Origin of the sequence: Mesorhizobium sp. M0659, assembly GCF_040320605.1 — a bacterium.
In the GTDB taxonomy this organism is placed as follows: domain Bacteria; phylum Pseudomonadota; class Alphaproteobacteria; order Rhizobiales; family Rhizobiaceae; genus Mesorhizobium.
Genome location: NZ_JAMYPY010000025.1, coordinates 43384 through 65699 on the forward strand (window position 1 = coordinate 43384; position 22316 = coordinate 65699).

Below are 22316 nucleotides of genomic sequence, written 5' to 3' on the forward strand. Positions count from 1 at the left end.
CAAAGGGAACGGTCGGGATGGAGCCCACCATCCTGCATGCGGATCTCGACGCCTTCTACGCCTCGGTCGAGCAGCTGCTCGACCCGGCGCTCAGGGGCAAGCCGATCGCCGTCGGCGGCGGCGTCGTGCTTGCCGCTTCCTACGAAGCCAGGGCTTTCGGCGTGCGCGGCGGCATGCCCGGACGACGCGCGCGCGAGCTTTGCCCCGGACTGATCTTCGTCGGCGGCCATTTCGCCGACTATCAGCGGCTGGGCGACGCCGCCATCAAGGTGCTCGACGATTTCACGCCGCTGGTCGAGCGGATTTCCATCGATGAAGCCTTTGCCGATGTGGCCGGCTGCACGCATCTGTTCGGACCGCCGGCCGAGATCGCCGCCACGGTGCGTCGGCGCGTCCGGGCAGAGCTCGGCCTGCCGATCTCGATCGGCGTGGCGCGCACCAAGCATCTGGCCAAGATCGCCTCGCAGGTGGCCAAGCCCGACGGCCTAGTGGTGGTCGATCCGAACACCGAACTTGCCTTCCTGCATGATCTGCCGGTCGGCCTGATGTGGGGCGTCGGCCCGGCGACCAGAGCGCGGCTGGCCGAGATCGGCATCGAGACCATCGGCCAGTTGGCAAAGACGCATAGCGGGGCGCTGCGAAGGTTGCTCGGGCCCGCCGCCGGCGAAAAGCTGGCGTCGCTGGCATGGAACCGCGACCCGCGAAAGCTCGAAACCCACAGGCGGTCGCATTCCGCCGGCGCGCAGTCGGCGCTTGGCAGACGGCCGGCCGAAGCGCGTATCTTCGGACCCGTGCTGCTGCATCTGGCAGACCGGGTCGCCAGCCGGCTCAGGGCCAAATCACGGCCCGGGCGCACGGTGACGGTGCGCGTGCGTTTCGCCGATCTGCACGCCGTCACACGCTCGCTGACGCTCGATCAGCCGATTTCGGCAACCGCGATGCTGGCCGAAATCGCCGGGGAGCTGGTGCGCGGCGTGCTGGCCGCCAACCCTCGGGAGAAGACCATCTCGCTGCTGGCGATCTCGGTGTCGCAGCTGGAAGAAAGTGCCGAGCTGCAGCTGGAGCTGCCGCTCGGGCTTGCCGATGAAAAGCAGCGACCCGGCAGCAGGCAAGGCCTGGCGCGCTTTGGCGCCGACCGCGCCATCGACAAGATCCGCCAGCGCTTTGGCAGAGAGGCTGTCGGCTATGGCGCCGTGGCGCTGGAAGCCCGGCGCTCGGTTCCCGATGCCTTCCGCGAACTGGCGGAAAAGGAGCTTTGAGGGCCGCCGCGACGGCCAGGCCAATGCTTACGCCGCACCCGAAGATAGCGCTGCCCGCGCGATCGCTACTGAGGCGATCGATGCCGGGTTCCAGCGGATGGTCGATCCCTCGCTGCGGCTGTTCTTCGGGCTGCCCTTCGCGCATTCCGAAGCGATTGCCGACCAGGACCGCTCGGTGGCGCTGTCGCGCGACATCGGCCCGTCCGACCTGAAGCGGGCCGAACATCACCGCGACATCATCCGCCGTTTCGGACGTTTTCCGCACCGCAACCCGATCCTCGGCCGCGCCATGCACGCCCAAGAACAACGCTTTCTCGATGAAGGTGGATTTGCGGGTTAGAGCATGATCCCAAAAAGCGGGTCCGGTTTTTGGAAAAGATCATGCTGCAACAAAGGGTTAGATCATGATGAGATTGCAACCAAATCTCATCATGATCTAGTGCATCGGGACCAAGAAACCCGGGACGGGACGACGGCGCCGCGAAGGTTGACAGTGCCCATCCGTCTGGCATTATCGCGTAAGCTTGGAGGATTCACTATGAAGAAAACCTATTCGAAGCCTGTTCTGGTCAAAAAAGGCAAGCTTTCGCAGGTTACGGCGCTCGCCAATGGAGCGGGTTCCGGCCCGATCGAGTGAGGTCGTTGAGTCGGACTGTCGCCTGATCTGGCGGCCTCGCCTGACACTGGAGATGCGGCATGAAGAAGACCTATTCGAAGCCGGTGCTGGTCAAGAAGGGCAAGCTCTCGCAGGTTACAGCCGACAATGGTAACGGCTCCGGGCCGGTCGCAGTCTAGCAGCCGATTATCCGACGCCTCGTGCCGTCTGGCCGGGAACAGGGCTTTGGGTGCCCGACGTGGAGAGTGGAAAATGAAGAAAACCTATCTGAAACCGGTGCTGGTCAAAAAAGGCAAGCTCTCGCAGGTCACCGCGAACGGTGCTTCCAATCCGCGATAAACCCTTTCACCCCGATTGATCGCGACACGCTTCAGCGCACAACCACCAGATCGTCGAGCACGAGCTGCCAATAGTGGCTCGTGGAGAGGCGCACGCGCGTCACCGCCGCCAGCATCGGCGCATAGTGGACGGGCGCCAGTGCCGACAGGACGATCGTGTCGCTGGCGATCAGCCGGTCGCCAAGCCAGCTCTCGACCAGTGCGGTTTCGCCTTCGGACTTCAACCATGCCGCCGTCAGCATCACGGAATGGAACCCGAACGGTTTGTCGCTCGAGAATTCAGCCGGGTGTCCGCTGCTCGTATAGCAGACATGGTCTCCCGAGATATTGCCGTTGACGTAGCCTTCGCTGCCTTCGGTATGATCGCGCGCCAGTGCGTTCAGGTTGAACCAGGTCAACCCGGCATAACCGGACGGCACCTTGCGCAGGCCGCGCGTCGTGACATCGTCGAAACCGATGGCCTGCAAGGACGCGGCGCTGTCGACAGCCGCGTTCTCGGGCGACAGCAGGCCGAGCTCGGTCGGGTAGGCCGACAAGGCCAGTCGTCGTTCCATGCCACCGCCGGTGATTTCGATCGCGTCGGCGTCATCGGGCAGATCGAGACGGAAGCCAGCGCCAGCACTTAGCGGATGCACCGCCACCTCTTGCCCTTTCGCCATCACCGAGATGCTCGTCGAAACACCGTCCGCTACGCGGCCGCTGAGCCGGCGTATCGCAAACAGGCCGACCGGCTGCAGCATTGCTTCCGAGACCAGCCCGGTGGGCGAGCCCGGCAGCGGCCGGAGGTGCTGCGACTGGACCTCGTTGGCGCTGCTGGAGCGCCAGCCGGGCGGAACCGACACGGTGAAGCGGTAGCTGCCCGGCACATGGATGGGCGCGGCCCGACGTTTCGCCGACGCCAGGAAATTGGCAAAGCCGCCGCGGTTGCTCCGCGCCGCGGCGACGAAGCGGCCGTCGCCATCATGCAGTCTGACCATGATGCCGGCCATCGGGCGGTCGCCGAGCCCGTAGCGGCCGTCACGATCGGCATCGAAGTAGACAAAGGTCGAATGATTGAGCTTGCCGTGGTTGCCCGACCAGTCCCGGCGCACGGCGTAGTCGTTGGCCGGATCTTCACGAAGCCGGGCTCTGCGACGCGACCGCGCCAGCCGCCAGGCCAAAGCCGCAACGACAGCGGCGAGCCCGACAAGGAGTATTGCCTTGATCACGGACGGCTCAAGCAATGCTGTCAGCCCTGCTCATCTGGATCTCCTGCGCATACATCGATCCATATATCGATGCTGCAGGCGCTTGAGCAACCGGACACGGGACCGGCGGACCACGGCATCGGCGTCACATACCCATTTCAGGCACCTATTCCGGCGATGGCACCGGCGGCCTGGTGGTCAGCGCGGCGCCGAAGGCGGCGACGACCACGGCGGCGACGCCCGCGCACTGCAGCGGGCTCAGGGTCTCGTGCAGGAACAGGAAGCCGGCCAGCGCGCCCAGCGCCGGCTCCAGACAGGTCAGCGTGCCGTAGAGCCTGGCCGGCATCCGGGTCAGCGCCACCATCTCCAGCCAGAACGGCAAGGCGCTGGAGAACAGCCCGACCAGCAGCGCGCTGACCAGGATCGCGGGTGCGATGAGGTTCGTGCCCGCCTCGGCCAGACCGAACGGCAGGCCGACGGCAGCGGCAATGACCAGCCCGTAAGCCGTGGTCTGGCTGCCAAGCTCGGCGCCCGCCTTTTGCGCAAAGACGATGTAGAGCGCCCAGCAGCCGCCGGCGGCCAGCGCCAGCATCACGCCGATCGGGTCGAGTGCACTGCCGGAGTGGATGAAGGGCGACAACAGCAATATGCCGGCAACGGCCAGCACCACCCAGACGAAGTCGGTGGCGCGCCGCGACGACAGCGTCGCCACGAGCAGCGGGCCGCAGAATTCGAGCGCCACCGCGACGCCGAGCGGAATTCTGGCGAGCGCTGCGTAAAACAAAAGGTTCAGCGCCGCGAGGTTGACGCCGTAGGCGATGAGCCAGGGCAGCACGGCGCGCGACGGCCGCACCCGCCACGGCCTCAGCACCGCCGCCAGCATCAGCGCCCCCACGACCAGCCGCAGCGCCGTGGTGCCATTGGCGCCGATCAGTGGAAACAGGCCCTTGGCGAAGGTGGCGCCGATCTGGATCGACACCATGGCGCCAAGCAACGCGCCGATCGGCAAGCCCTTCGCTTCAGCTGCGGCAATCTGCGTCGACGTCAATTCCAGTCCCTCCGCGCGGTGCGCCGCAGCGTTGGCCCGAGATATGGATAATAGGCCTGGCTGTCGTGTGGCACGGGCAGACTGTTGATGGGGCAAGACGTGGAAGGCGAACGCCGACGCATTTCCTCTCCCCCGTCGATCGGGGGAGAGGTTGTCGAGCGAAGCTCGACGGAGTGGGGGTCGACCGTCCATCACATCCGCCCGATTGCCTGCTTGCCGGAGGCGGCGACCGTGGGTTTCATGAGCGCCTTCCCCCACTCCGTCGCCGCTTCGCGGCGCCACCTCTCCCCCCTCCGGAGGGAGAGGAAAAGAAGCTAGCTCGCCAGCCCATACACCAGGCTCACCCGCCCATCCGACAGCTGGCCGACCTGGCGCAGTTCCAGTCCGTGCCGGGCGTGCACCGTGCCGAACAGCGCCTTGCCTTCGCCGGCGAGCAGCGGATAAACGATGAGCCGCATTTCATCCACTAGCCCCGCCCCGATCAGGCTGGCGGTGATGCTCGCGCCGCCCATGAGGTAGATGTCCTTGCCGGGCTCGCGCTTCAGCGCCGCGATGTCGTCGAGGCTGCGCAGGAAGCGCGTCGAGGCCCAGGCGGCCGAAGTCATGGTGTTCGACAGCACATAGTGCGGTGTCTTGGCGGCAAAGCGCGCCCATTCGAGTTCGGCCGGGTCGACCAGTCTGCCGGTCATCGGCAATGGCTGGTCCGGCTCGTTCTGTTGGATCGCGCTCCAGTAGCGCTCATAACCGGCATACATGACGCCGCCGAGCAGGCAGGCGTCGATCCCGGGCATCAGGCCGTATTCCTCCGACCAGTTGTCGACCCAGTCGGCGAAGCCTTCGGGGCCTTCGATCTTGCCGTCGATGGAGATCTTCATTCCGGTGATCAATTTACGCATGACTTCCTCCTTCGGGCTTGCGGGATGCAAGCACGTTGCCTGGTTTCACTTCCGATGACGCGCCGCGGTGTCTGGCGAAGGCGCGTGTTTCGCCGGCCCTTGCGCCGGCATCCGGCGCAAGGGATCGATGGTGCCCGGTTGGACCGGGCGATGCGTTAGGTCAGGTCAGGCCGGCAGGCGCTGGTCGTATTCCGCCACGATACGGCTAAAGCTGTCCCAGAACGGTTCGGGCTTCTCGGCCGCCACGCGGGCAACCAGGAGGTCGAGATGCACGTGCCAGCCTGCGGCATGCATCATCAGGCTCGAGCGGTCCGGCAGGCGGCGGTGGACCAGGGTGAGCAGGACGTCGTCGCCGCGCTGCGCCAATTCGAACGTGACATTGCCGCTGCCGTTCCAGGTGATCGTGAGCTTACGCGGCGGGTCGCACTCGACGATCTGGTTGTGCATCCGCTGCTCGCCGCCACTGAAGCTGGCCGGCCTGTCGCCGGGCGGGTCGGTCAGTTCGTCATTGCGCCAGACCAGATCGAAGGAAGAGCCTTCCTCCATCTCCATGTCGCCGGCCGCCAGCCATTGGCGGCGCAGATCGCTCTGCGTCAGATATTCCCAGACGCGCTCCCTGGTTCCGGGCAAAAGCCGTTCGATCCTCAAAGTGGCCGGCTGGATCAGCTGGGCGTAGCCGTCGAAGCTGTTCATCTGGTTCATCGGTCGTCTCCCTTGGAAGGTGTTGGCCTGGGTGATTCTGGCTTCGATGGTTCTGGATTTGCCGGTGCCGGCGTTGTCTGCGCTGCCGGCGTTTTGCGCCCCGCCTCCTCGCGCAAAAGCTGTTCGAGCACATCGAGGCGGCTGTTCCAGAAACGCGCGTATTGGCCGAGCCACTGATAGGCGGTGGCCAGCGGGCGGGCCTCGAGGCGGCAGACATGGGTGCGCCCGCGCACTTCGCGCCGGATCAGCCCGGCATGCTCCAGCGCCTTGATGTGCTTGGAGGCTGCGGCCAGCGACATGGCAAAGGGCTGCGCCAACTCGCTCACCGTACGCTCGCCGCCGGCGAGGTGGTTAAGCATGTTCCGGCGCGTGGCGTCGCCAAGGGCGTGAAAAACCTGGTCCATCTGGGGCGTCTCTAATTCAACCATGTAGTTGAATATAGAGGCGAGATTTTAGATAGTCAACTAGTTGGTTGAATGTTTTTTGGGGAGAGGCGCTGGCCCCCTACCTCCCCCTTGTGGGGAGGTCGGACCGTAGGTCCGGGCGGGGGTACTAGCGCTGACCGTGGGGGATGTGGATTTCCTCTTCCCTCACGAAAGTCTGGGAGAGGAACCCAAGATGGCGGAGGTCCGCGCAGACCCCCACCCCGATCCGCTTTGCGGATCGACCCTCCCCACAAGGGGGAGGGTAACCTCACCCAGCCATGGCCAGCGGCACTGCGCTCTTGTTGGGGATCTGGATGTCGATCTCCAGCGTCGACATGGTCTCGCCGCGGTCCATCGAGACCTGGAGATAATCCTGGTCGATCTGCACGTGCTTGGCGATCACCGCCATGATCTCCTCGCGCAGGATGGAGACGAGATCGGGCTGGCTGCGGTTGCGGCGCTCATAGGCGAGAAGCACTTGCAGCCGTTCGCGCGCCACCGGCGCGCTGGTGCGCCGCTTGAAGATGTCGAGCAGGTTCATGCCGCCCTCCTTCCCAAAAGACGATCGAGGAAGCCCTTGCGCTCGAAGGGCACGATGACCGGCAGCTGTTCGCCCTCGAGCCGCTTGGCCGCGTCGATGTAAGCCTTGGCAGCGGCGTTCAGCGGCTCCGACAGCGTCACCGGCGAACCGAGGTTGGAGGCGCGCAGCACATCCTGGCTCTCGGGGATAATGCCGAGCAGCGGCACCGACAGGATCTCCAGCACATCGTCGATGGACAGCATTTCACCGCGCGCGGCGCGTCCCGCATCGTAGCGCGTGACCAGCACGTGCTTGGCGATCTGCTCGCCCTCCTCGGCGCGCAAGGTGCGGGAATCGAGCAGGCCGATGATGCGGTCGGAATCGCGCACCGACGACACTTCCGGATTGGTGACGATGACCGCCTCGTCGGCAAAGCGCATGGCAAGCTGCGCGCCGCGCTCGATACCGGCCGGGCTGTCGCAGAAGACATAGTCGAACACCGAGCGCAGCTTGCCGATGACCTCGGCCACGCCCTCCTCGGTCAGCGCATCCTTGTCGCGCGTCTGCGAGGCCGGCAACAGGAACAAAGTCTCCACCCGCTTGTCGCGGATCAGCGCCTGCGACAGCTTTGCCGAGCCCTGGATGACGTTGACGAGGTCGAACACCACGCGGCGTTCGGCGCCCATGATCAAATCGAGGTTGCGCAGGCCGACATCGAAATCGACCAGCGCCACCTTCTTGCCGGTCTTGGCGACCGCCGCCCCCAGAGCCGCGGTAGAGGTCGTCTTGCCGACGCCCCCCTTGCCCGAGGTGACCACCACTACCTTGCCCATCAATAAAGCCTCCGTTGTTGTTCGTTATGTCGTTGTCGGGCGAGACGCACTAGCTGAAAGGGGCGATGCGCAGCATGCCGTTGTCGAGAAATGCCTGCACAGGCTTGCCCCGGACTGACGGGTCCATCTCCTCGGCGGTGCAATACCAGCCATCCACCGACAGAAGCTCGGCTTCGTTCCTGCGGCAGAAGACACGCGCCGCCGTGTTGCCTTGAGCGCCCGCCGAAGCGCGGCCGCGCAGCGTGCCATAGACATGGATGGAACCGGTGGCGACGATCTCGGAGCCGGAGGCGACCGAACCCAGCACGATGACATCGCCATGCGGATGGAAGATCAGCTGCCCCGAACGGATCGGCGAGCGGATCATCAACGTGCCGGCGTCCGGCGCGGCAATTTTGACGTCTTGAGGCTGCGTCTTGGCACCGCCCGCCGGTTTCAACTCGCCCGCCTTCAAATCGCCGGCCTCTGCCTTGATGTCACCGGCCGCCTTCGTATCGCCTGCCGGCGTGGCGTCATCCGCCCTGCCCGCCTTGCGGCTCGGCTGCAGCAGACCGTCGGTGGTCGCCTCCTTGGCGCCGACCAGCACCGGCGGCAGATGCGCGCCAAGCTCGGCGCCGCCATCAAGCTCGATGGCATAGATGCGGATGCCGCGCTGGCCGAGCAAATCGACCAGCGCTTCGATGGCCACGACATCGGGCTTCAGCACATTCAGGTCGAGCACCACCGGGCGCCCGGCAAAATAGCCCGGCGAGTTGCCGATCCAGCGATCGAGGCTCTCCAGCCAGACATCCAAAGGCGCCTCCGGCGTCAGCGTGAACGCGACGAAGGAGCGGGCGCGAAAGCGAATGGATTTGGCCTCGAGGGGAGCGGCAAAGGTCACGGCGGGCGATTCCTTACTGAGAGGTAAACGCTAGCCGTGGTATGGTTAATGAAAGGTTAATGAACTGAATAACCGCTTGGCAGATCGGACGCCAATTGGCGACACAGACCGCGACATTCACGAAACTAAGCGCGATTGCTAAGGAACAACGCTGGCGTTGCAAGGGCTATCTAAAGTATCACCACTGGGTGAAATCTGGGGCTTGGCGAGATGAAGTTCTTTCGTGTGGCGTTGGCGGCAATCACCGCCGCGGCAATCTACCTGCCGTCCGCGGCAAGCGGCGGCGAGATCGCTTGCGCAACCACCTACGCCGGCCGGCGAATCACCCTCGTTGTCCCCAACGCTGCCGGCGGCGGCTATGATACCTATGCCCGTGCATTTGCGCCGGCCCTTGCCAGCACGACCGAGCTCGATGTCAGGGTCGTGAATATGCCCGCGGCAGGCGGATTTGCGGCGCTAAAGCGTGTAACCAATGCGCCATCCGACGAACTGGTCCTTATGATTGAAAGCGTCTCCGACATAATTTCGCAAGGTGACATTCCGGCTGGCGTCGACAACTGGATGAATCGGCTAAATCCGATAGGACTGATTCACATCGATCCCGAAGCGTGGATCGTTCGGAACGATGTCGATTTGCAAAGCGCCAAACATCTGGTCGCGTCGGTTTCATCGCTTGAAGCCGGCATCCTGCCGATAGTGCTCACCGCGCACCTCCTCGATATCAAGGTCGACGTGGTCTCGGGCTATGAAGGCAGCGGCGCACTCATGTCCGCGCTCCTGCGTGGCGAAGGCGATATGACATCCAATTCATTGACGACAGGCTTGCGCTCGACCGCCGCAGGCGAAGCCAAAGTCGGTCTGGTTCTCACGGAGGGACCTGACCCGAACGCGCCAGGCGTGGCTTTCCTGGCGGGTGAAGGAGGGTTGGTGTGGCAGCGTAGCCAAGGCCTTTCCAAGGAGAAGCAGGAAGAACGATTGCGGTTGGCCATCGCCGTCGCGAAAGCTTCGGCGACAGCGCGGGGATTTTTTGCCCCTGCCGACATGGAGCAGAAATCGCTAGGTTGTCTTCGTGACGCCGTCTCCGCCGCGGTCAAGAGCGATGGGTTCAAGGTGGCGCTTGAAGCTCAGAAACGTCCAATCGAGCCGCGCGACGCTGACCAGACCGTCATCGTGATCAACGATATGCTCAGTGCCTTCCATGAGGCGGAAGCGTATCTGAAAAAACACCCGGAACTCGAGCGGGATGCGCGAGCAACGCGCTGATGACCGGATATTGGGCTGCCCTCGGCACTGGACTGGGCAATGTATTCTCCTGGCCGAACATACTGATCCCGGTGCTTGGCACCTTGGTTGCCATGGCTACGTCCTTTCTTCCAGGGATTGGCGGCGCCAGCCTTGCAACCCTTCTGCTGGTCGCAACCGTGCATTGGGATCCGGTATCGGTGTTGTTGCTGTTTGGCGCCCTGACCGGCGGCGCGACCTTCATGGGATCTATAACGGCTATCCTCTTCAACATACCGGGCAACGCGCCAAGCGCGGCAACCCTGCTCGACGGCCATCCGATGTCCAGGGCCGGCCTGCCTCGCACCGCGATAGCCGCCGCGGCAACGGCCTCGGCCGTCGGATCGGTTTTTGGCGTCCTCGTCCTCATAGCGCTCATGCCGATCATTCGGCCGTTCATCCTGCAATTCGGACCGTTTGAATACGTGCTGCTGGGCGTATGGGGCCTGTCGACGATCATTGCGGTTCCAAGCGCGTCCCGTCTGAAAGCGCTGGCGATGGCGCTGCTGGGGCTTTTGGTCGGTCTTGTCGGAACTGATCCGACCTATGGCCAACCACGCTGGACGTTTGGGAGCATCGCTCTCTTCGACGGCGTCGACATGGTCGCGCTGCTGCTTGGCTTTTTCACCGTTTCTGAAATCATCTCGTGGCGAAAAAGATTGCAGCTTGAAAAAGCGGCTGGCCTGGAAAACGCGAACGACTCGATCTGGACCGGTATGCTTGCTGTCTTTCGTCATTGGGGACTGACAATGCGATCGTCGGCCATCGGCGTGTTGGTCGGCATCATTCCAGGTGTTGGAGGAACGGTCGCCAGCTTCGTTGCCTACGGGCAGGCGATCCAGACAACCCCCAAGGACCAGCGCTCAAGGTTCGGATCTGGTGACATCAGGGGCATCATTGCGCCGGAAGCGGCCGTCGATTCGAAGGACGGAGGCTCGCTTCTGCCGACCGTTGCCTTCGGCCTTCCCGGCAGCGAGGGCGGCTTGATCCTGCTGACAGTCCTGACGGTACACGGCATCGTTCCGGGCATACCGATGCTGACGACCGGCTTGCCCCTGACGTTCACGTTGATTACCGCGCTGCTGCTGTCGAACCTGCTGACGTCCGCAGTGGGATTGGCGTTGACACCATATTTTGCGCGCCTGACTGCTCTCAGGATCGACCGCATCGCGCTCCCGATCATTGTCGTCAGCTTCGTGACGATCGTGCAGCTAAACGGGCTGCTGATCGATCTGTACGTAGCCGTCGCTTTCGGGCTGGCCGGCTACATGCTGAAGCGCCTCGCCTGGCCGCAAATTCCTTTTGTCATATCATTCGTCCTGGGCGGCTTCATCGAGCGAAACCTGGCGCTCAGTGTGGAGTTGGCCCGTGTCGGCAGGCTGAACCCTCTACAACGGCCGGCGTCGTTGACGATCATGGTCATAATCGCGCTTTCCCTCGCATGGATCGTGCGCGGTGGTGTTTTGCCGCCGCGACGTGTCAAGCCAAAGCGTGCCGATGCCGCAGTCGCATGGCTGTTGACCGGTGGATGCGCTGTGATGGCAGCGATATCGCTCCAAGGGCAGCCAGGCTATTCGATCTTCGCGCAGGCCGTGGCCTGGTGTTGTCTGTTTGCGATGCTCGCGGTCGCCCTTGTGCAAACGATCTCGCTTGTTGGCCACGAGAAACAGGGAGGCGGACGGACCCATACGATCCCGGAAAGCCATCGTGTGCCGTTGATGATGATGCTCCTGTTGCCGGCCGCTGTCTGGCTGGCGGGCCTCCCGGCGGCGCTATCCCTGTTTACCCTGATATGGATTGCAGCCGGTCAGAAGCTGACCTTGAAGTCGGCGGCACTGGCATCTTGCACCTCGGTTGCGGTCGCAGTGGCGACCTGGTTTTATCTAGATCGGATAGCGGCTATCGACCTTCCCGCTTCTGCGATGTCGCACTTGTTCTAGTGGTCGGGCTACATCCTGACGGCGACGATTTCGTATCTTGGAATTGTCCGGACGCTGTCGGCAGCGGCAAGCGGGGAAACGCTTTTCCCGGTATGATGCTGCTCCGAGCCGATAATCGTCAGGTTGGATTGCTTCAGCATATCCGCAAGGTCTGAATATGTAGTGCGATCTTCATGCAGCGGTTCACCCCAGAGCGCTTCGACGGCCGTCTTCAGCTCCGCCACGGCAGCGGCAGGAAAATGCGCCGCGACGGCGGCCTTCTCGATGGTCGAAAGCCTGCGGCCGATTTCAGCGCTGCCGCGAGGCCCCCTCGGCTGGTCTTTTTCCGATAGCAACCTCTGGGAGAGAAGCAGGCGCCCGCCAGGCTTGAGACTACGCGCCCAACTGTCGACCACCTGCTGGCGTGCGCTGCGGTCGAAGAAATTAAGAGCGCTATGGGCGACAACTGCCTGCACCGGCGCACAGTCGCAACCGCGAATGTCGGCGCGGTGGGTCTCGAGCGCAAAACCGGCGGAGCGGGCAAACAGCCTGTTCTGTTCGACCGTCGTTTCACAGCGATCGATCAGCACAAATTCGGGCTCGATGCCGACCGGCCTCGTTTGGCCCAGAACCATTGCCGCCAGGCCGGTGTCGGCCGCGCCCGACAGGAGAATGCGACAGCGTCCCTCCTGGGCCACGGCAGCCAATTCACGCCCAAAGAACCCCCCGCCGGCCGGCTTGGCACCTTTCGATTCCAGCAGGCGGATCATGCTCCACGTGCGATGGTAGGGCATACACCCATGGCTCGGGTCACACAGCACCTCAGCCCAATCAAACGAAAAACGGGCAAGTTGCGTGAGTGGTTCGTCGGTGTAAATCGAGAGCCGTTGTCCTGCCGGTGGGCTTTCTCGCGGGCCGTTCATTGCGATTGCATCTTCCTTCGCCGGGCCATTCTTGTTCTCCAAAGCCATCTCACCGGCCATATCCAGCGGCCCGACTGAATGAATTGGTAAGATCCGGCTGAAGGCAGGAAGTCGATTCTCCCGGTGCCGGAACTGTCGATTGCCTCGAATGCAACTTTCAACGCCGCGATAATGTGGCCACGTCGTTCCTCACGGGCGGCTGCGCCACCTTTGAACTTCGGAAAAGTCGGATTGGGGTTGACCTCGAATATCACCAATGCGCCGTCTCGCAACGTGTAGTCCACGCGGCCGAACTGGATATGGCCGGTATTGCAGGCGCGAAGCAGGTCCTCAGCGTGCGGATTGTCCTTTACGAAGGCGAGTTCCTCGCGCACGAAATCCGGGTCGGTGCTGCTTGCCGATGACTTAACGTTCCAGTCGACGGACCTAAGTATGTGCTGGGACACAATCGCGTCCCCAATGCGGAATGCGCCATACTTTCGATAGTAGCCGTTCGAATCGCGATCGGCTTCGAAGGAGACGGCGATGCGCCGCTTCATCGGCTTGGCGTTGCCCTGGAGCACGGCGATCGCCTCTTCAAGTTGGCGTGGGTTTTCCAGAAGCTTGGTTTCCGGCCCCCAAAAGCCATCTTCCATCCGGATAAAAACAGGGTAACGGGTTGGTCGCTCATCCTGCTCCAGACGCGATACTTCGACCGGGTTGTTTCCTCTAATACGAAGCCGGCGGAGCAGGGCGAACCGCTCCAGGACAGTCGCGGGATGGTTTAGAATTCGAGCATCAGGGTCGGCGCGCTTTGCGGCTTCGGCAATATCCGCCGCCGCCATCATTTCCATGCCATTCAGATACTCAAAATCAGTAAAAACCAAGGTACCCGCGGGAAAGTTTAGTCGGCGGAAGACTGACTGATAGGTTTCCATGCGCAAAAGCGGCAACAAGTGCCCTGCCGACGAAATCAGCCGCCGCATCGGCGTCTGATTCAACTCGTGCACCAACACTGTGATCATCGTTGCTCGCCACCCCGTCTCGACGTCGTATAGAGAAAGTGGCGAGAGTGTCTACAGGCACGCTGGTGCCGCGAAGTGGTTGGCACTTCGTATCGCGGCATCTGGGCTGCTTCGCCGGCGTCGGCACCGTCCGCTTACGGATGTTGCTATGGCCAGCACGGATCAATTTGGGCGCAAAGCTGTCGGAAATGACGGCCTCTGTCGCGACTGCCAAAGTGATAAGTGTCAACAAGACACTCTGAAAGATCGTCCTAGCCCTCCGATCAGGACGTCGCCCGCCTCTTTCCCTCAATCCCCCGCGCAGCCTGCTCAACTGCGGCGCGGTCCGTGCCCAGTCTGTCGATCAACTGCTGCGCCTCGTCGCCCGCTATGCCAGTGCGCACGGCGAGTTCCTCGACGGTCAGGACGTCGGTGCTCGCGATCTCGCGCGGCAGGGCGTCGTCTGCGGTCAGCGGCAGGGCGGCTTCGCGGTCGATCTCGGCCTCGGCCCGGTGCCAGTGATGCTCGGGGTCGCCAGTGCCTTCGCGCTCCCAGATCTGGTAGGCGCGCTGCTGTATCTTGTGATGCCGGTCGTCTTCCATGGTGGTTCCTCCCCTGGGCTTCGAGGACGATCCGAACGACCCCAGAAATCGCGCGGTCGCAATCGTTCGCGGCGCCCTTCGCGCTGGCTATTCGCATTGCCGTCTCGGCCCGCCGGAATATGGCTGGTAGCTGTTGTCTTCCGGACGGTAGGAGCGATAGCGGCTGAAGCAGGAGGCGACATGGTCCGGTTCGCCGCCGGCGGCCGCGTAGGCGCCCGCGCCCTCGACATAGCTTGCCTCTCGCGGCGCGGCGCGGTCGGCGGCGAGATAGGGCGATACGCAGGTGCGCTGCTGTCCGCTATAGGACATGTAGCTGTTGTCCTCGGGATCGTAGGAGCGGTAGCGGCTGGCGCACCAGGCGAGATGCGGCGGCGGCAGTTCGGTCCGCGCGATGGCGGCGGTGACTGTGGGATCGGGCTGCTGCCTGGCCGGGTCCTGGGCTGGCTCCTTGGCGGCGATGTCGGCAGGCGCGGACTGCTCGGGCGGCACACGTTCGAAGTCCTGCGCCGTCTTGTCCACCGGCCGCGCTTTCCGGGTCCACAGTTCCGCCACGCTGACGGTGGGCCTTGCCTCCCGCACAGGCTTGGCGGCAAGCAGCCAGGCTGCGAAAACCAGCCCGCTGCCGAACACCGCAAGGGTCAGCACGAAGCCGCCGACCAGTCCCAAAATCGCTTTCACTCGACACTCCTTGTGTCCCTGCCAATAAAATGCGGGACATCACGGCTTGTTCCAGAAAAGCAGGCGCGAGGGACCTAAGTCTGACCGACCCACAACCGGCAGCTCGCCGAGAACCGGGTGCGGCGCGATTTTTTTCGACGGTGAAAATCAAGGGAGCGGTCGAGCCATTGGGCCAGATCACGTCCCGGCTATTCCGCCGCCTCGGCATAATCCACGGGCACATAGTTGAGGATCGGCCCAAGCCAGCGCTCGGCATCGGCCAGCGGCATGGCTTTGCGGCGGGCATAGTCCTCGACCTGGTCGCGCTCGACCTTGGCGACGCCGAAATAATAGCTTTCGGGATGGGCGAGATAGATGCCGGACACAGACGAGCCCGGCCACATCGCATAGCTCTCGGTCAGGCCGACGCCGGCATTGCGCTCGCCGTCGAGCAGCCGGAACAAGGTCGCCTTCTCGGTATGATCGGGCTGCGCGGGATAGCCGGGCGCGGGGCGGATGCCGCGATAGGGCTCGCCGATCAGTTCATCCGGCGCCAGCGTCTCGTCGGCGGCGTAACCCCAGAATTCCTTGCGCACCTTCTCGTGCATGCGCTCGGCGAAAGCTTCGGCGAAACGATCGGCCAGCGCCTTGACCATGATCGAGGAATAATCGTCATTGGCGCGCTCGAAGCGCTCTGATATCGCCACCTCCTCGATCCCCGCGGTGACGATGAAGCCGCCGATATAGTCCGGCTTGCCGCTGTCGGCCGGCGCGACGAAATCCGACAGCGCGACATTGGCCTTGCCGTCGCGCCTGGTCAGCTGCTGGCGCAGCGTGAAGAAGGTTGCCAGTTCCTGCGAGCGTGCCTCATCCGTGAACAGCCTGATGTCGTCGCCGACGGCGTTCGCCGGCCAGAAGCCGATGACGGCGCGCGGCGCGAACCATTTTTCCGCGATGATCTTTTTCAGCATCGCCTGCGCATCCTCGAAAAGCTGGCGTGCCGCCGGTCCCTGCTTCTCGTCGTCGAGGATCTTGGGGTAACGCCCTTTCAACTCCCAGGTCTGGAAGAACGGCGTCCAGTCGATGTAGCGCGAGAGCTCCGTCAGGTCCCAGTTGCCGAAAACCTTGACGCCGGTGAAGGACGGCTTCGGCGGCTCATAGGTCGACCAGTCGACCTTGTGCGCATTGGCCCTGGCCTTGGCCAGCGGCAGCCGCTGCTTGTCGGCCTCGGAGCGGGCATGCGCGTCGGCGACCTTTTTGTACTCGGCCCGCACTGTGTCGACGTAGCCGCCCTTGGTCTCGTTCGACAGCAAGGATGACACGACGCCGACGGCGCGGCTGGCGTCATTGACATAGACCGTCTGTCCCTTGGAATAGCGCGGGTGGATCTTCACCGCCGTGTGCACGCGGCTGGTCGTGGCGCCGCCGATCAGCAGCGGAATGTCAAACCCTTCACGCTCCATCTCGGCGGCCATGTGCACCATCTCGTCCAGCGACGGGGTGATCAGGCCGGACAGGCCGATGATGTCGACATTTTGCTCGCGAGCCGTCTGCAGGATCTTCGCCGCCGGCACCATGACGCCGAGATCGATGATCTCGTAATTGTTGCAGGCCAGAACGACGCCGACGATGTTCTTGCCGATGTCGTGGACATCGCCCTTTACAGTCGCCATCAGGATTTTGCCGGCTGTCTGGCGCTCGCCATTATCGATGCCATTGGCGGCGTTGGCCAGTTTTTCGGCCTCCATGTGCGGCAGCAATCCGGCCACCGCCTGCTTCATCACGCGCGCCGACTTCACCACTTGCGGCAGAAACATCTTTCCCGCGCCGAACAGATCGCCGACGACATTCATGCCGGCCATCAGCGGGCCTTCGATGACATGCAGAGGCCGCTCGGCCGCAAGCCGCGCCTCTTCGGTGTCGGCGTCGATGAATTCGGTGATGCCGTTGACCAGCGCATGGGAAATCCGCTGCTCGACTGTCCAGTCGCGCCAGGCGAGATCGCGCTCCCTGGCGTCCTTGCCGGCGGTGCCCTTGAAACGCTCGGCGATCTCCAGCATGCGTTCGGTGGCGGTGCCGCCGGCCTTGGGCATGCGGTTGAGCACGACATCCTCGCACGCCTCGCGCAGCCCCGGCTCGATCGTGTCGTAGACGGCGAGCTGGCCGGCATTGACGATGCCCATATCCATGCCGCGCTGGATGGCATGGTAGAGGAACACCGCGTGCATGGCCTCGCGCACCGGCTCGTTGCCGCGGAACGAGAAGGACAGGTTCGAGACGCCGCCCGAGATATGGACATGCGGCAGCGTGGCGGTGATCTCGCCGGTGGCCTCGATGAAGTCGACGCCGTAATTGTCGTGCTCCTCGATGCCGGTGGCGACCGCGAAGACATTGGGGTCGAAGACGATGTCCTCGGGCGGGAAACCGGCCTGTTCGGTGAGCAGCTTGTAGGCGCGGGTGCAGATCTCGACTTTGCGCGCCTTGGTGTCGGCCTGGCCGGCCTCGTCGAAGGCCATGACGACCACCGCCGCGCCGTAGGCGCGCACCAGCTTCGCATGATGCAGAAAGGCTTCCTCGCCTTCCTTCATCGAGATGGAGTTGACCAGTGGCTTGCCCTGCACGCATTTCAGCCCGGCCTCGATGATCTCCCATTTCGAGGAGTCGACCATCACCGGAACACGAGCGATGTCGGGTTCGGCGGCGATCAAATTGAGGTACTCGACCATCGCCTTTTTCGAATCGATCAGGCCTTCATCCATGTTGATGTCGATGATCTGTGCGCCATTGGCGACCTGGTCGCGCGCCACGTCGAGCGCCGGGACATAGTCGCCCGCCGTGATCAGCTTTCGGAACTTGGCCGAGCCGGTGACGTTGGTGCGTTCGCCGACATTGACGAAGGGAATCTCGTCGGTCAGCGTGAACGGCTCCAGCCCGGACAGGCGCATCTTGCGCTCGATCTCGGGGATGGCGCGTGGCGGGTATTTCTTTACGGCTTCGGCAATCGCCCGGATGTGGTCCGGCGTCGAGCCGCAGCAGCCGCCGACGACATTGACCAGCCCTTCCCGCGCAAAATCCTCGATCTGCGCGGCCATGAAGTCCGGGCTCTCGTCATAGCGGCCGAATTCATTGGGCAGGCCGGCATTCGGATAGGCGCAGACGAAGGTGTCGGCGGCGCCTGAAATTTCGGCCAGATGCGCGCGCATCGCATTGGCGCCGAGCGCGCAGTTGAGGCCGATGGTGAAGGGGTTGGCATGGCGCACCGAATGCCAGAAGGCGGTCGGCGTCTGGCCCGACAGCGTGCGGCCGGAGAGATCGGTGATGGTGCCCGAAATCATCACCGGCAGGCGCACGCCCTTTTCGAGGAAAATCTCGTTGCAGGCAAAGATCGCCGCCTTGGCGTTCAGCGTATCGAAGATGGTCTCGATGAGAATGATGTCGGCGCCACCGTCGACCAGGCCGCGCAACTGCTCGCCATAGGCCAGGCGCAATTCATCGAAGGTCACCGCGCGGTAGCCGGGATTGTTGACGTCGGGGGACATCGAGGCGGTGCGGTTGGTCGGCCCGAGCGCGCCGGCGACGAAGCGCCGCTTGCCGTCTTCCTGCTGTGCCCTCGCCGCTGCCCGACGCACCAGTCGCGCGCCGTCGCGGTTCAGCGCGTAGACGGCATCCTCCATGCCGTAGTCGGCCTGGGCGATCGAGGTCGAGGAGAAGGTGTTGGTCTCGAGGATATCGGCGCCGGCGATGGCGTATTGATAATGGATCTCCTCGATCGCCTTCGGCTGCGTCAGGATCAAGAGGTCGTTGTTGCCCTGCTGGTGGCAGGCGCAGCCCGCGAAAGCCTCGCCGCGGAAATGCTCCTCGTCGAAGCCGAGACCCTGGATTTGCGTGCCCATGGCGCCGTCGAGGATGAGGATGCGCTCGCGTGCCGCCGCGGTGAGCGCCGCAAGCACTTCGGACCCATCGGGCCTGGCCGCGACGGGGCCGAACAATGCGTCCAGCGATGCAGAATTGTGCGACATTTTTTATCCTTGAGGCGACAACCATCACATAAGCATATCTTTATGTCAACATACGGAATGCAAGCGAACGCGTCGTGGCGATAGTTCGGTGCGATCGGTCATCCCGATCGACAATGCGACGGCGGCGATCATTGGCGGCGCTGCGCCGTGCCTACACCACCACGTCCCGATACAGCCTCACCTCGCCATCCTGGCCGCGGATGCGCCAATCCTGCCCGTCCCGTCCCTCGACATGGCATGGCCCGAGCGGCACCTTGCCGCCGCCTTCCGGCAGGTCCAGCACATAGACCGGATTGCAGATGCCCGACAGGCGGGCGCGCAGCGCGCCGGCCAGCGCCTGTCCCTGCGCAATCGTGGTGCGCCTGTGCGCCATGCCGCGCGCGAGGTCGCCATGGTGCAGGTAATAGGGTTTGACGCCGAGCCGGTACATCAGTTCGCGGCAGAGTTCCTCCAGCACCTCGACCGTGTCGTTGACGCCCTTGAGCAGGACGCTCTGGTTGAGCAGCACGAAGCCTGCCTGGCGCATGACGCGACAGGCCAATTCGGTGGCCGGCGTGATCTCCCGCGCATGGTTGAAATGGGTGACGACGGTGACCATCAGCCGGCCCTGCAAGGCGCCAACCAGCCCCGGCGTGATGCGCGCGGGCAGCACGACAGGCACGCGCGTGTGGATGCGCAGCAGCCTGACATGCGCGATCGCCTCGATGCGGGCGCGGATTTCGGCCAGCGCCTTGTCCGGCAGCGACAGCGGATCGCCGCCGGTCAGGATCACTTCGCGGATTTCGGTATGGGCTTCGATATAGGCAAAGGCGTCTTCGAGCGCCTCGCGCGTGTAGCCGCGGCCGATCGAGGTCAGGGATTCCTTGCGGAAGCAGAAGCGGCAATAGACCGCGCATTGGTAGGTCGCAAACAACAGCACGCGGTCGGCGTGGCGGTGCGTCAGTCGCGGCACCGGACTGAAGGCATGGTCGGCGATCGGATCTTCGAGCTCGCCTTCCGTTTCGGTCAGCTCATCCGGCGATGGAATGACCTGGGCGCGGATCGGATCGGCGGGATCGTTCCAGTCGATCAGGTCGAGATAGGTTTTTGGGGCACGCACCTTGTGGCGCGTAGCCGCCTCCTGCGCCGCCGCGCGCTCGGCGGGTGACAGCGGCAGCGAGGCGAGATCGCGGACGTGGCGCACGCCCGCGCGGATGTCGTTTTGCCAGGCGATGTCAGCATCGCGTCCTTCGTCGGCGATGGCCGCGTCATCGAAAGTTGAGTCTGGGATCATTGGGGCCTCGGGGCAATTCTGGCGGTGCTATCGGCCGGATGGACGGTTCGGTCAACAGCAGTGGCTCGGCGCGGATTGTCGCTGCGCTGCGATCCTTCGCATTCCCCGACTATCGCCGTAATCGACCAGCGCAGCAATTTCAGGCAATCTGACCGATAAGGCGCTCCAAGGGGAGATGGGCGCCGCTTAGGGAGGACCGCGATGAGCAAAATGCCGCGCTATGAGGATGCCGCTCAGCGCTTTCGCATCGAAGATGAGATCGCCCGGTTGTATGGCAACCCTGGAACCGGCATCAATGCCTATGTCGAATGCTGCGGCCGCTACACCGGAGAAGACCGGCTGGCGCTGCGCGCGATCTCGGCCGGCGGCGAGCTTCGCGAATTCAGCTTCGGCGATCTCGCCGACATGTCCGGGCGCGCCGCCAATGTGCTCAAGGCCGCCGGCGTCGGTGCCGGCGATGTCGTCGCCGGCATGCTGCCGCGCGTCCCCGAACTGGTGGCGCTGATCCTCGGGACGTGGCGCATCGGCGCGGTCTACCAGCCGCTGTTCACCGCCTTCGGTCCGAAAGCCATCGAGCACCGCCTCGGCTATAGCGGCGCCAGGATCGTGGTGACCAACCCGGCCAATCGCGGCAAGCTCGACGAGGTCGAGACATCAGCGCAAATCGCCACCATTCTTGGTCGGACGAGGCGCTACCGGAACGCGACATGGATTTTCGCGCCGCGCTTGCCGCCGCCTCGCCCGACTGCGGACCAGTGATGCGCAAGGGCGACGACCTGTTCATGATGATGTCGACCTCCGGCACGACAGGCCTGCCCAAGGGCGTGCCGGTGCCGCTCCGCGCCCTGCTGGCCTTCGGCGCCTATATGCGCGATGCGGTCGGGCTGCGCGGCGACGATATCTTCTGGAATATCGCCGACCCCGGCTGGGCCTACGGCCTCTATTACGCCATCACCGGGCCCTTGCAGCTCGGCATCGCCACCACCTTCTATGAAGGCGCCTTCAACGCCAAAAGCACCTATGACATCATCGAGCGGCTCGGCGTCACCAGCCTTGCCGGGTCGCCCACCGCCTATCGGCTGCTGATGGCGGAAGGGCCCGAGGCGGCCGCCGGTGTAAAAGGCAGGCTGCGTGTGGTGAGCAGCGCCGGCGAACCACTCAACCCGGAAGTGATCCGCTGGTTCGACGCCCATCTCGCCGCCCCCATCCACGATCATTACGGCCAGACCGAGAACGGCATGATGGTCAACAACCATCATGGGCTCTCGCACGTCGTGCGCGTGGGCTCGGCCGGCTTCGCAATGCCCGGATATCGCATGGTGGTATTGGACGAGGCCGGCAACGAGCTCGGCCCCAACCAGCCCGGCATCCTCGCCGTCGACATCGCGAAGTCGCCGCTGCGCTGGTTCGACGGCTATCACCAAGCCGAGACGCCAGCGATCACGGGCGGCTACTACCGCACCGGCGACACGGTGGAGTACGAGCCGGACGGTTCGGTCTCCTTCATCGGCCGCGCCGACGATGTCATCACTTCGGCCGGCTATCGCATCGGCCCGTTCGACGTCGAAAGCGCGCTGATCGAGCATCCGGCGGTCAACGAGGCGGCTGTCGTCGGCGTGCCCGATCCGCAGCGCACCGAGATCGTCAAGGCCTTCGTCGTTCTGGCGCCGGCTTACAAGGGCAATTCGGAGCTCGCCGAAGAGCTGGCCCAGCACGTCAAGAAACGGCTGTCGGCGCACGCCTACCCGCGCGAGGTCGAGTTCATCACGGAACTGCCGAAGACCCCAAGCGGCAAGATCCAGCGCTTCCTGCTGAGGAAGGCGGAGGTGGAGAAGCGCAAGGCGTGATTAGGCGCCAATCTCCCCCCTCGAGGGGGAGATGTCGCCGAAGGCGACAGAGGGGGTCGTTGCGCGTGAAGCGCTAACGTCGTCTCGCGCTGCAAAAGGAGTCAGCGC

At 63.9% G+C, this 22316-nt stretch carries 20 protein-coding genes and 1 pseudogene; 7 read left to right on the plus strand and 14 right to left on the minus strand.

Translation table 11 applies throughout. The features are described 5' to 3' along the window. Positions 1 to 17 precede the first annotated feature (17 nt). From dinB to NKI31_RS27555, 4 genes are all read left to right on the plus strand, one after another. Positions 18 to 1259, plus strand: coding sequence for a DNA polymerase IV (dinB, locus tag NKI31_RS27540; protein WP_352653055.1), 1242 nt, complete (start codon positions 18 to 20; stop codon positions 1257 to 1259). After that, complete coding sequence (locus NKI31_RS27545; RefSeq protein WP_352653056.1) at positions 1225 to 1599, plus strand: DUF924 family protein; 375 nt, start codon at positions 1225 to 1227, stop codon at positions 1597 to 1599. Before dinB ends, NKI31_RS27545 begins: the two co-directional genes overlap by 35 nt. Positions 1600 to 1797: 198 nt before the next feature. Continuing rightward, positions 1798 to 1896, plus strand: a complete 99-nt coding sequence (locus tag NKI31_RS27550; protein ID WP_023670351.1) for a hypothetical protein — start codon at positions 1798 to 1800, stop codon at positions 1894 to 1896. 59 nt (positions 1897 to 1955) lie between these two features. After that, entirely contained in the window at positions 1956 to 2054 is a 99-nt protein-coding gene (locus NKI31_RS27555; RefSeq protein WP_023684816.1) for a hypothetical protein, read from the plus strand. A gap of 191 nt (positions 2055 to 2245) precedes the next feature. Here the strand turns inward: NKI31_RS27555 and NKI31_RS27560 are convergent, their stop codons facing one another. The 8 genes from NKI31_RS27560 to minC all read right to left on the minus strand — a co-directional run bounded on the left by NKI31_RS27560 (position 2246) and on the right by minC (position 8704). After that, positions 2246 to 3421 carry a hypothetical protein gene (locus NKI31_RS27560; protein WP_352653057.1) on the minus strand — a complete coding sequence of 392 codons (1176 nt, stop codon included), beginning with the start codon at positions 3419 to 3421 and terminating at the stop codon, positions 2246 to 2248. 145 nt (positions 3422 to 3566) lie between these two features. Continuing rightward, on the minus strand, positions 3567 to 4448 hold the full coding sequence (locus tag NKI31_RS27565; protein ID WP_352653059.1) for an EamA family transporter: 882 nt from the start codon (positions 4446 to 4448) through the stop codon (positions 3567 to 3569). A 314-nt stretch (positions 4449 to 4762) separates the two neighbouring features. Further along, positions 4763 to 5344 (minus strand): dihydrofolate reductase family protein, encoded by a 582-nt coding sequence (locus NKI31_RS27570; RefSeq protein ID WP_031193504.1) that lies wholly within the window; start codon positions 5342 to 5344, stop codon positions 4763 to 4765. Positions 5345 to 5509: 165 nt separating this feature from the next. Beyond that, positions 5510 to 6046 (minus strand): SRPBCC family protein, encoded by a 537-nt coding sequence (locus NKI31_RS27575; RefSeq protein ID WP_352653061.1) that lies wholly within the window; start codon positions 6044 to 6046, stop codon positions 5510 to 5512. Then, complete coding sequence (locus NKI31_RS27580; RefSeq protein WP_023749879.1) at positions 6043 to 6474, minus strand: ArsR/SmtB family transcription factor; 432 nt, start codon at positions 6472 to 6474, stop codon at positions 6043 to 6045. Before NKI31_RS27580 ends, NKI31_RS27575 begins: the two co-directional genes overlap by 4 nt. Before the next feature lie 265 nt (positions 6475 to 6739). After that, the gene (gene minE / locus NKI31_RS27585; RefSeq protein WP_023684809.1) at positions 6740 to 7012 is read right to left on the minus strand and encodes a cell division topological specificity factor MinE; all 273 of its coding nucleotides are present in this window, start codon (positions 7010 to 7012) and stop codon (positions 6740 to 6742) included. Beyond that, positions 7009 to 7824 (minus strand): septum site-determining protein MinD, encoded by an 816-nt coding sequence (minD, locus tag NKI31_RS27590; RefSeq protein WP_023670342.1) that lies wholly within the window; start codon positions 7822 to 7824, stop codon positions 7009 to 7011. Before minD ends, minE begins: the two co-directional genes overlap by 4 nt. 49 nt (positions 7825 to 7873) lie before the next feature. Beyond that, positions 7874 to 8704 carry a septum site-determining protein MinC gene (gene minC / locus NKI31_RS27595; RefSeq protein ID WP_352653062.1) on the minus strand — a complete coding sequence of 277 codons (831 nt, stop codon included), beginning with the start codon at positions 8702 to 8704 and terminating at the stop codon, positions 7874 to 7876. Between the two features lie 210 nt (positions 8705 to 8914). On the opposite strand from minC, the gene NKI31_RS27600 reads away from it, so the two are divergent. Further along, the gene (locus NKI31_RS27600; protein ID WP_023754659.1) at positions 8915 to 9967 is read left to right on the plus strand and encodes a Bug family tripartite tricarboxylate transporter substrate binding protein; all 1053 of its coding nucleotides are present in this window, start codon (positions 8915 to 8917) and stop codon (positions 9965 to 9967) included. After that, positions 9967 to 11925: a tripartite tricarboxylate transporter permease gene (locus tag NKI31_RS27605; RefSeq protein ID WP_352653063.1), complete on the plus strand. Its 1959-nt coding sequence runs from the start codon at positions 9967 to 9969 to the stop codon at positions 11923 to 11925. The genes NKI31_RS27600 and NKI31_RS27605 overlap by 1 nt, the downstream gene beginning before the upstream one ends. An 8-nt stretch (positions 11926 to 11933) precedes the next feature. On the opposite strand, the gene NKI31_RS27610 is transcribed toward NKI31_RS27605, so the two are convergent. From NKI31_RS27610 to NKI31_RS27635, 6 genes are all read right to left on the minus strand, one after another. After that, on the minus strand, positions 11934 to 12875 hold the full coding sequence (locus NKI31_RS27610; protein ID WP_352653064.1) for a class I SAM-dependent methyltransferase: 942 nt from the start codon (positions 12873 to 12875) through the stop codon (positions 11934 to 11936). Next, on the minus strand, positions 12824 to 13831 hold the full coding sequence (locus NKI31_RS27615; protein ID WP_352653065.1) for a hypothetical protein: 1008 nt from the start codon (positions 13829 to 13831) through the stop codon (positions 12824 to 12826). The genes NKI31_RS27610 and NKI31_RS27615 overlap by 52 nt, the downstream gene beginning before the upstream one ends. Positions 13832 to 14094: 263 nt before the next feature. After that, positions 14095 to 14412 (minus strand): DUF2934 domain-containing protein, encoded by a 318-nt coding sequence (locus NKI31_RS27620; protein ID WP_352653066.1) that lies wholly within the window; start codon positions 14410 to 14412, stop codon positions 14095 to 14097. Positions 14413 to 14499: 87 nt separating this feature from the next. Then, complete coding sequence (locus NKI31_RS27625; RefSeq protein ID WP_352653067.1) at positions 14500 to 15090, minus strand: BA14K family protein; 591 nt, start codon at positions 15088 to 15090, stop codon at positions 14500 to 14502. Positions 15091 to 15278: 188 nt separating this feature from the next. Next, positions 15279 to 19088 carry a methionine synthase gene (metH, locus tag NKI31_RS27630; protein WP_352653068.1) on the minus strand — a complete coding sequence of 1270 codons (3810 nt, stop codon included), beginning with the start codon at positions 19086 to 19088 and terminating at the stop codon, positions 15279 to 15281. A 151-nt stretch (positions 19089 to 19239) separates the two neighbouring features. Then, the gene (locus NKI31_RS27635; protein WP_352653070.1) at positions 19240 to 20361 is read right to left on the minus strand and encodes a KamA family radical SAM protein; all 1122 of its coding nucleotides are present in this window, start codon (positions 20359 to 20361) and stop codon (positions 19240 to 19242) included. Positions 20362 to 20562: 201 nt separating this feature from the next. On the opposite strand from NKI31_RS27635, the pseudogene NKI31_RS27640 reads away from it, so the two are divergent. Then, positions 20563 to 22208, plus strand: a pseudogene (locus tag NKI31_RS27640) (acyl-CoA synthetase). The last annotated feature ends 108 nt before the right edge of the window (positions 22209 to 22316 follow it).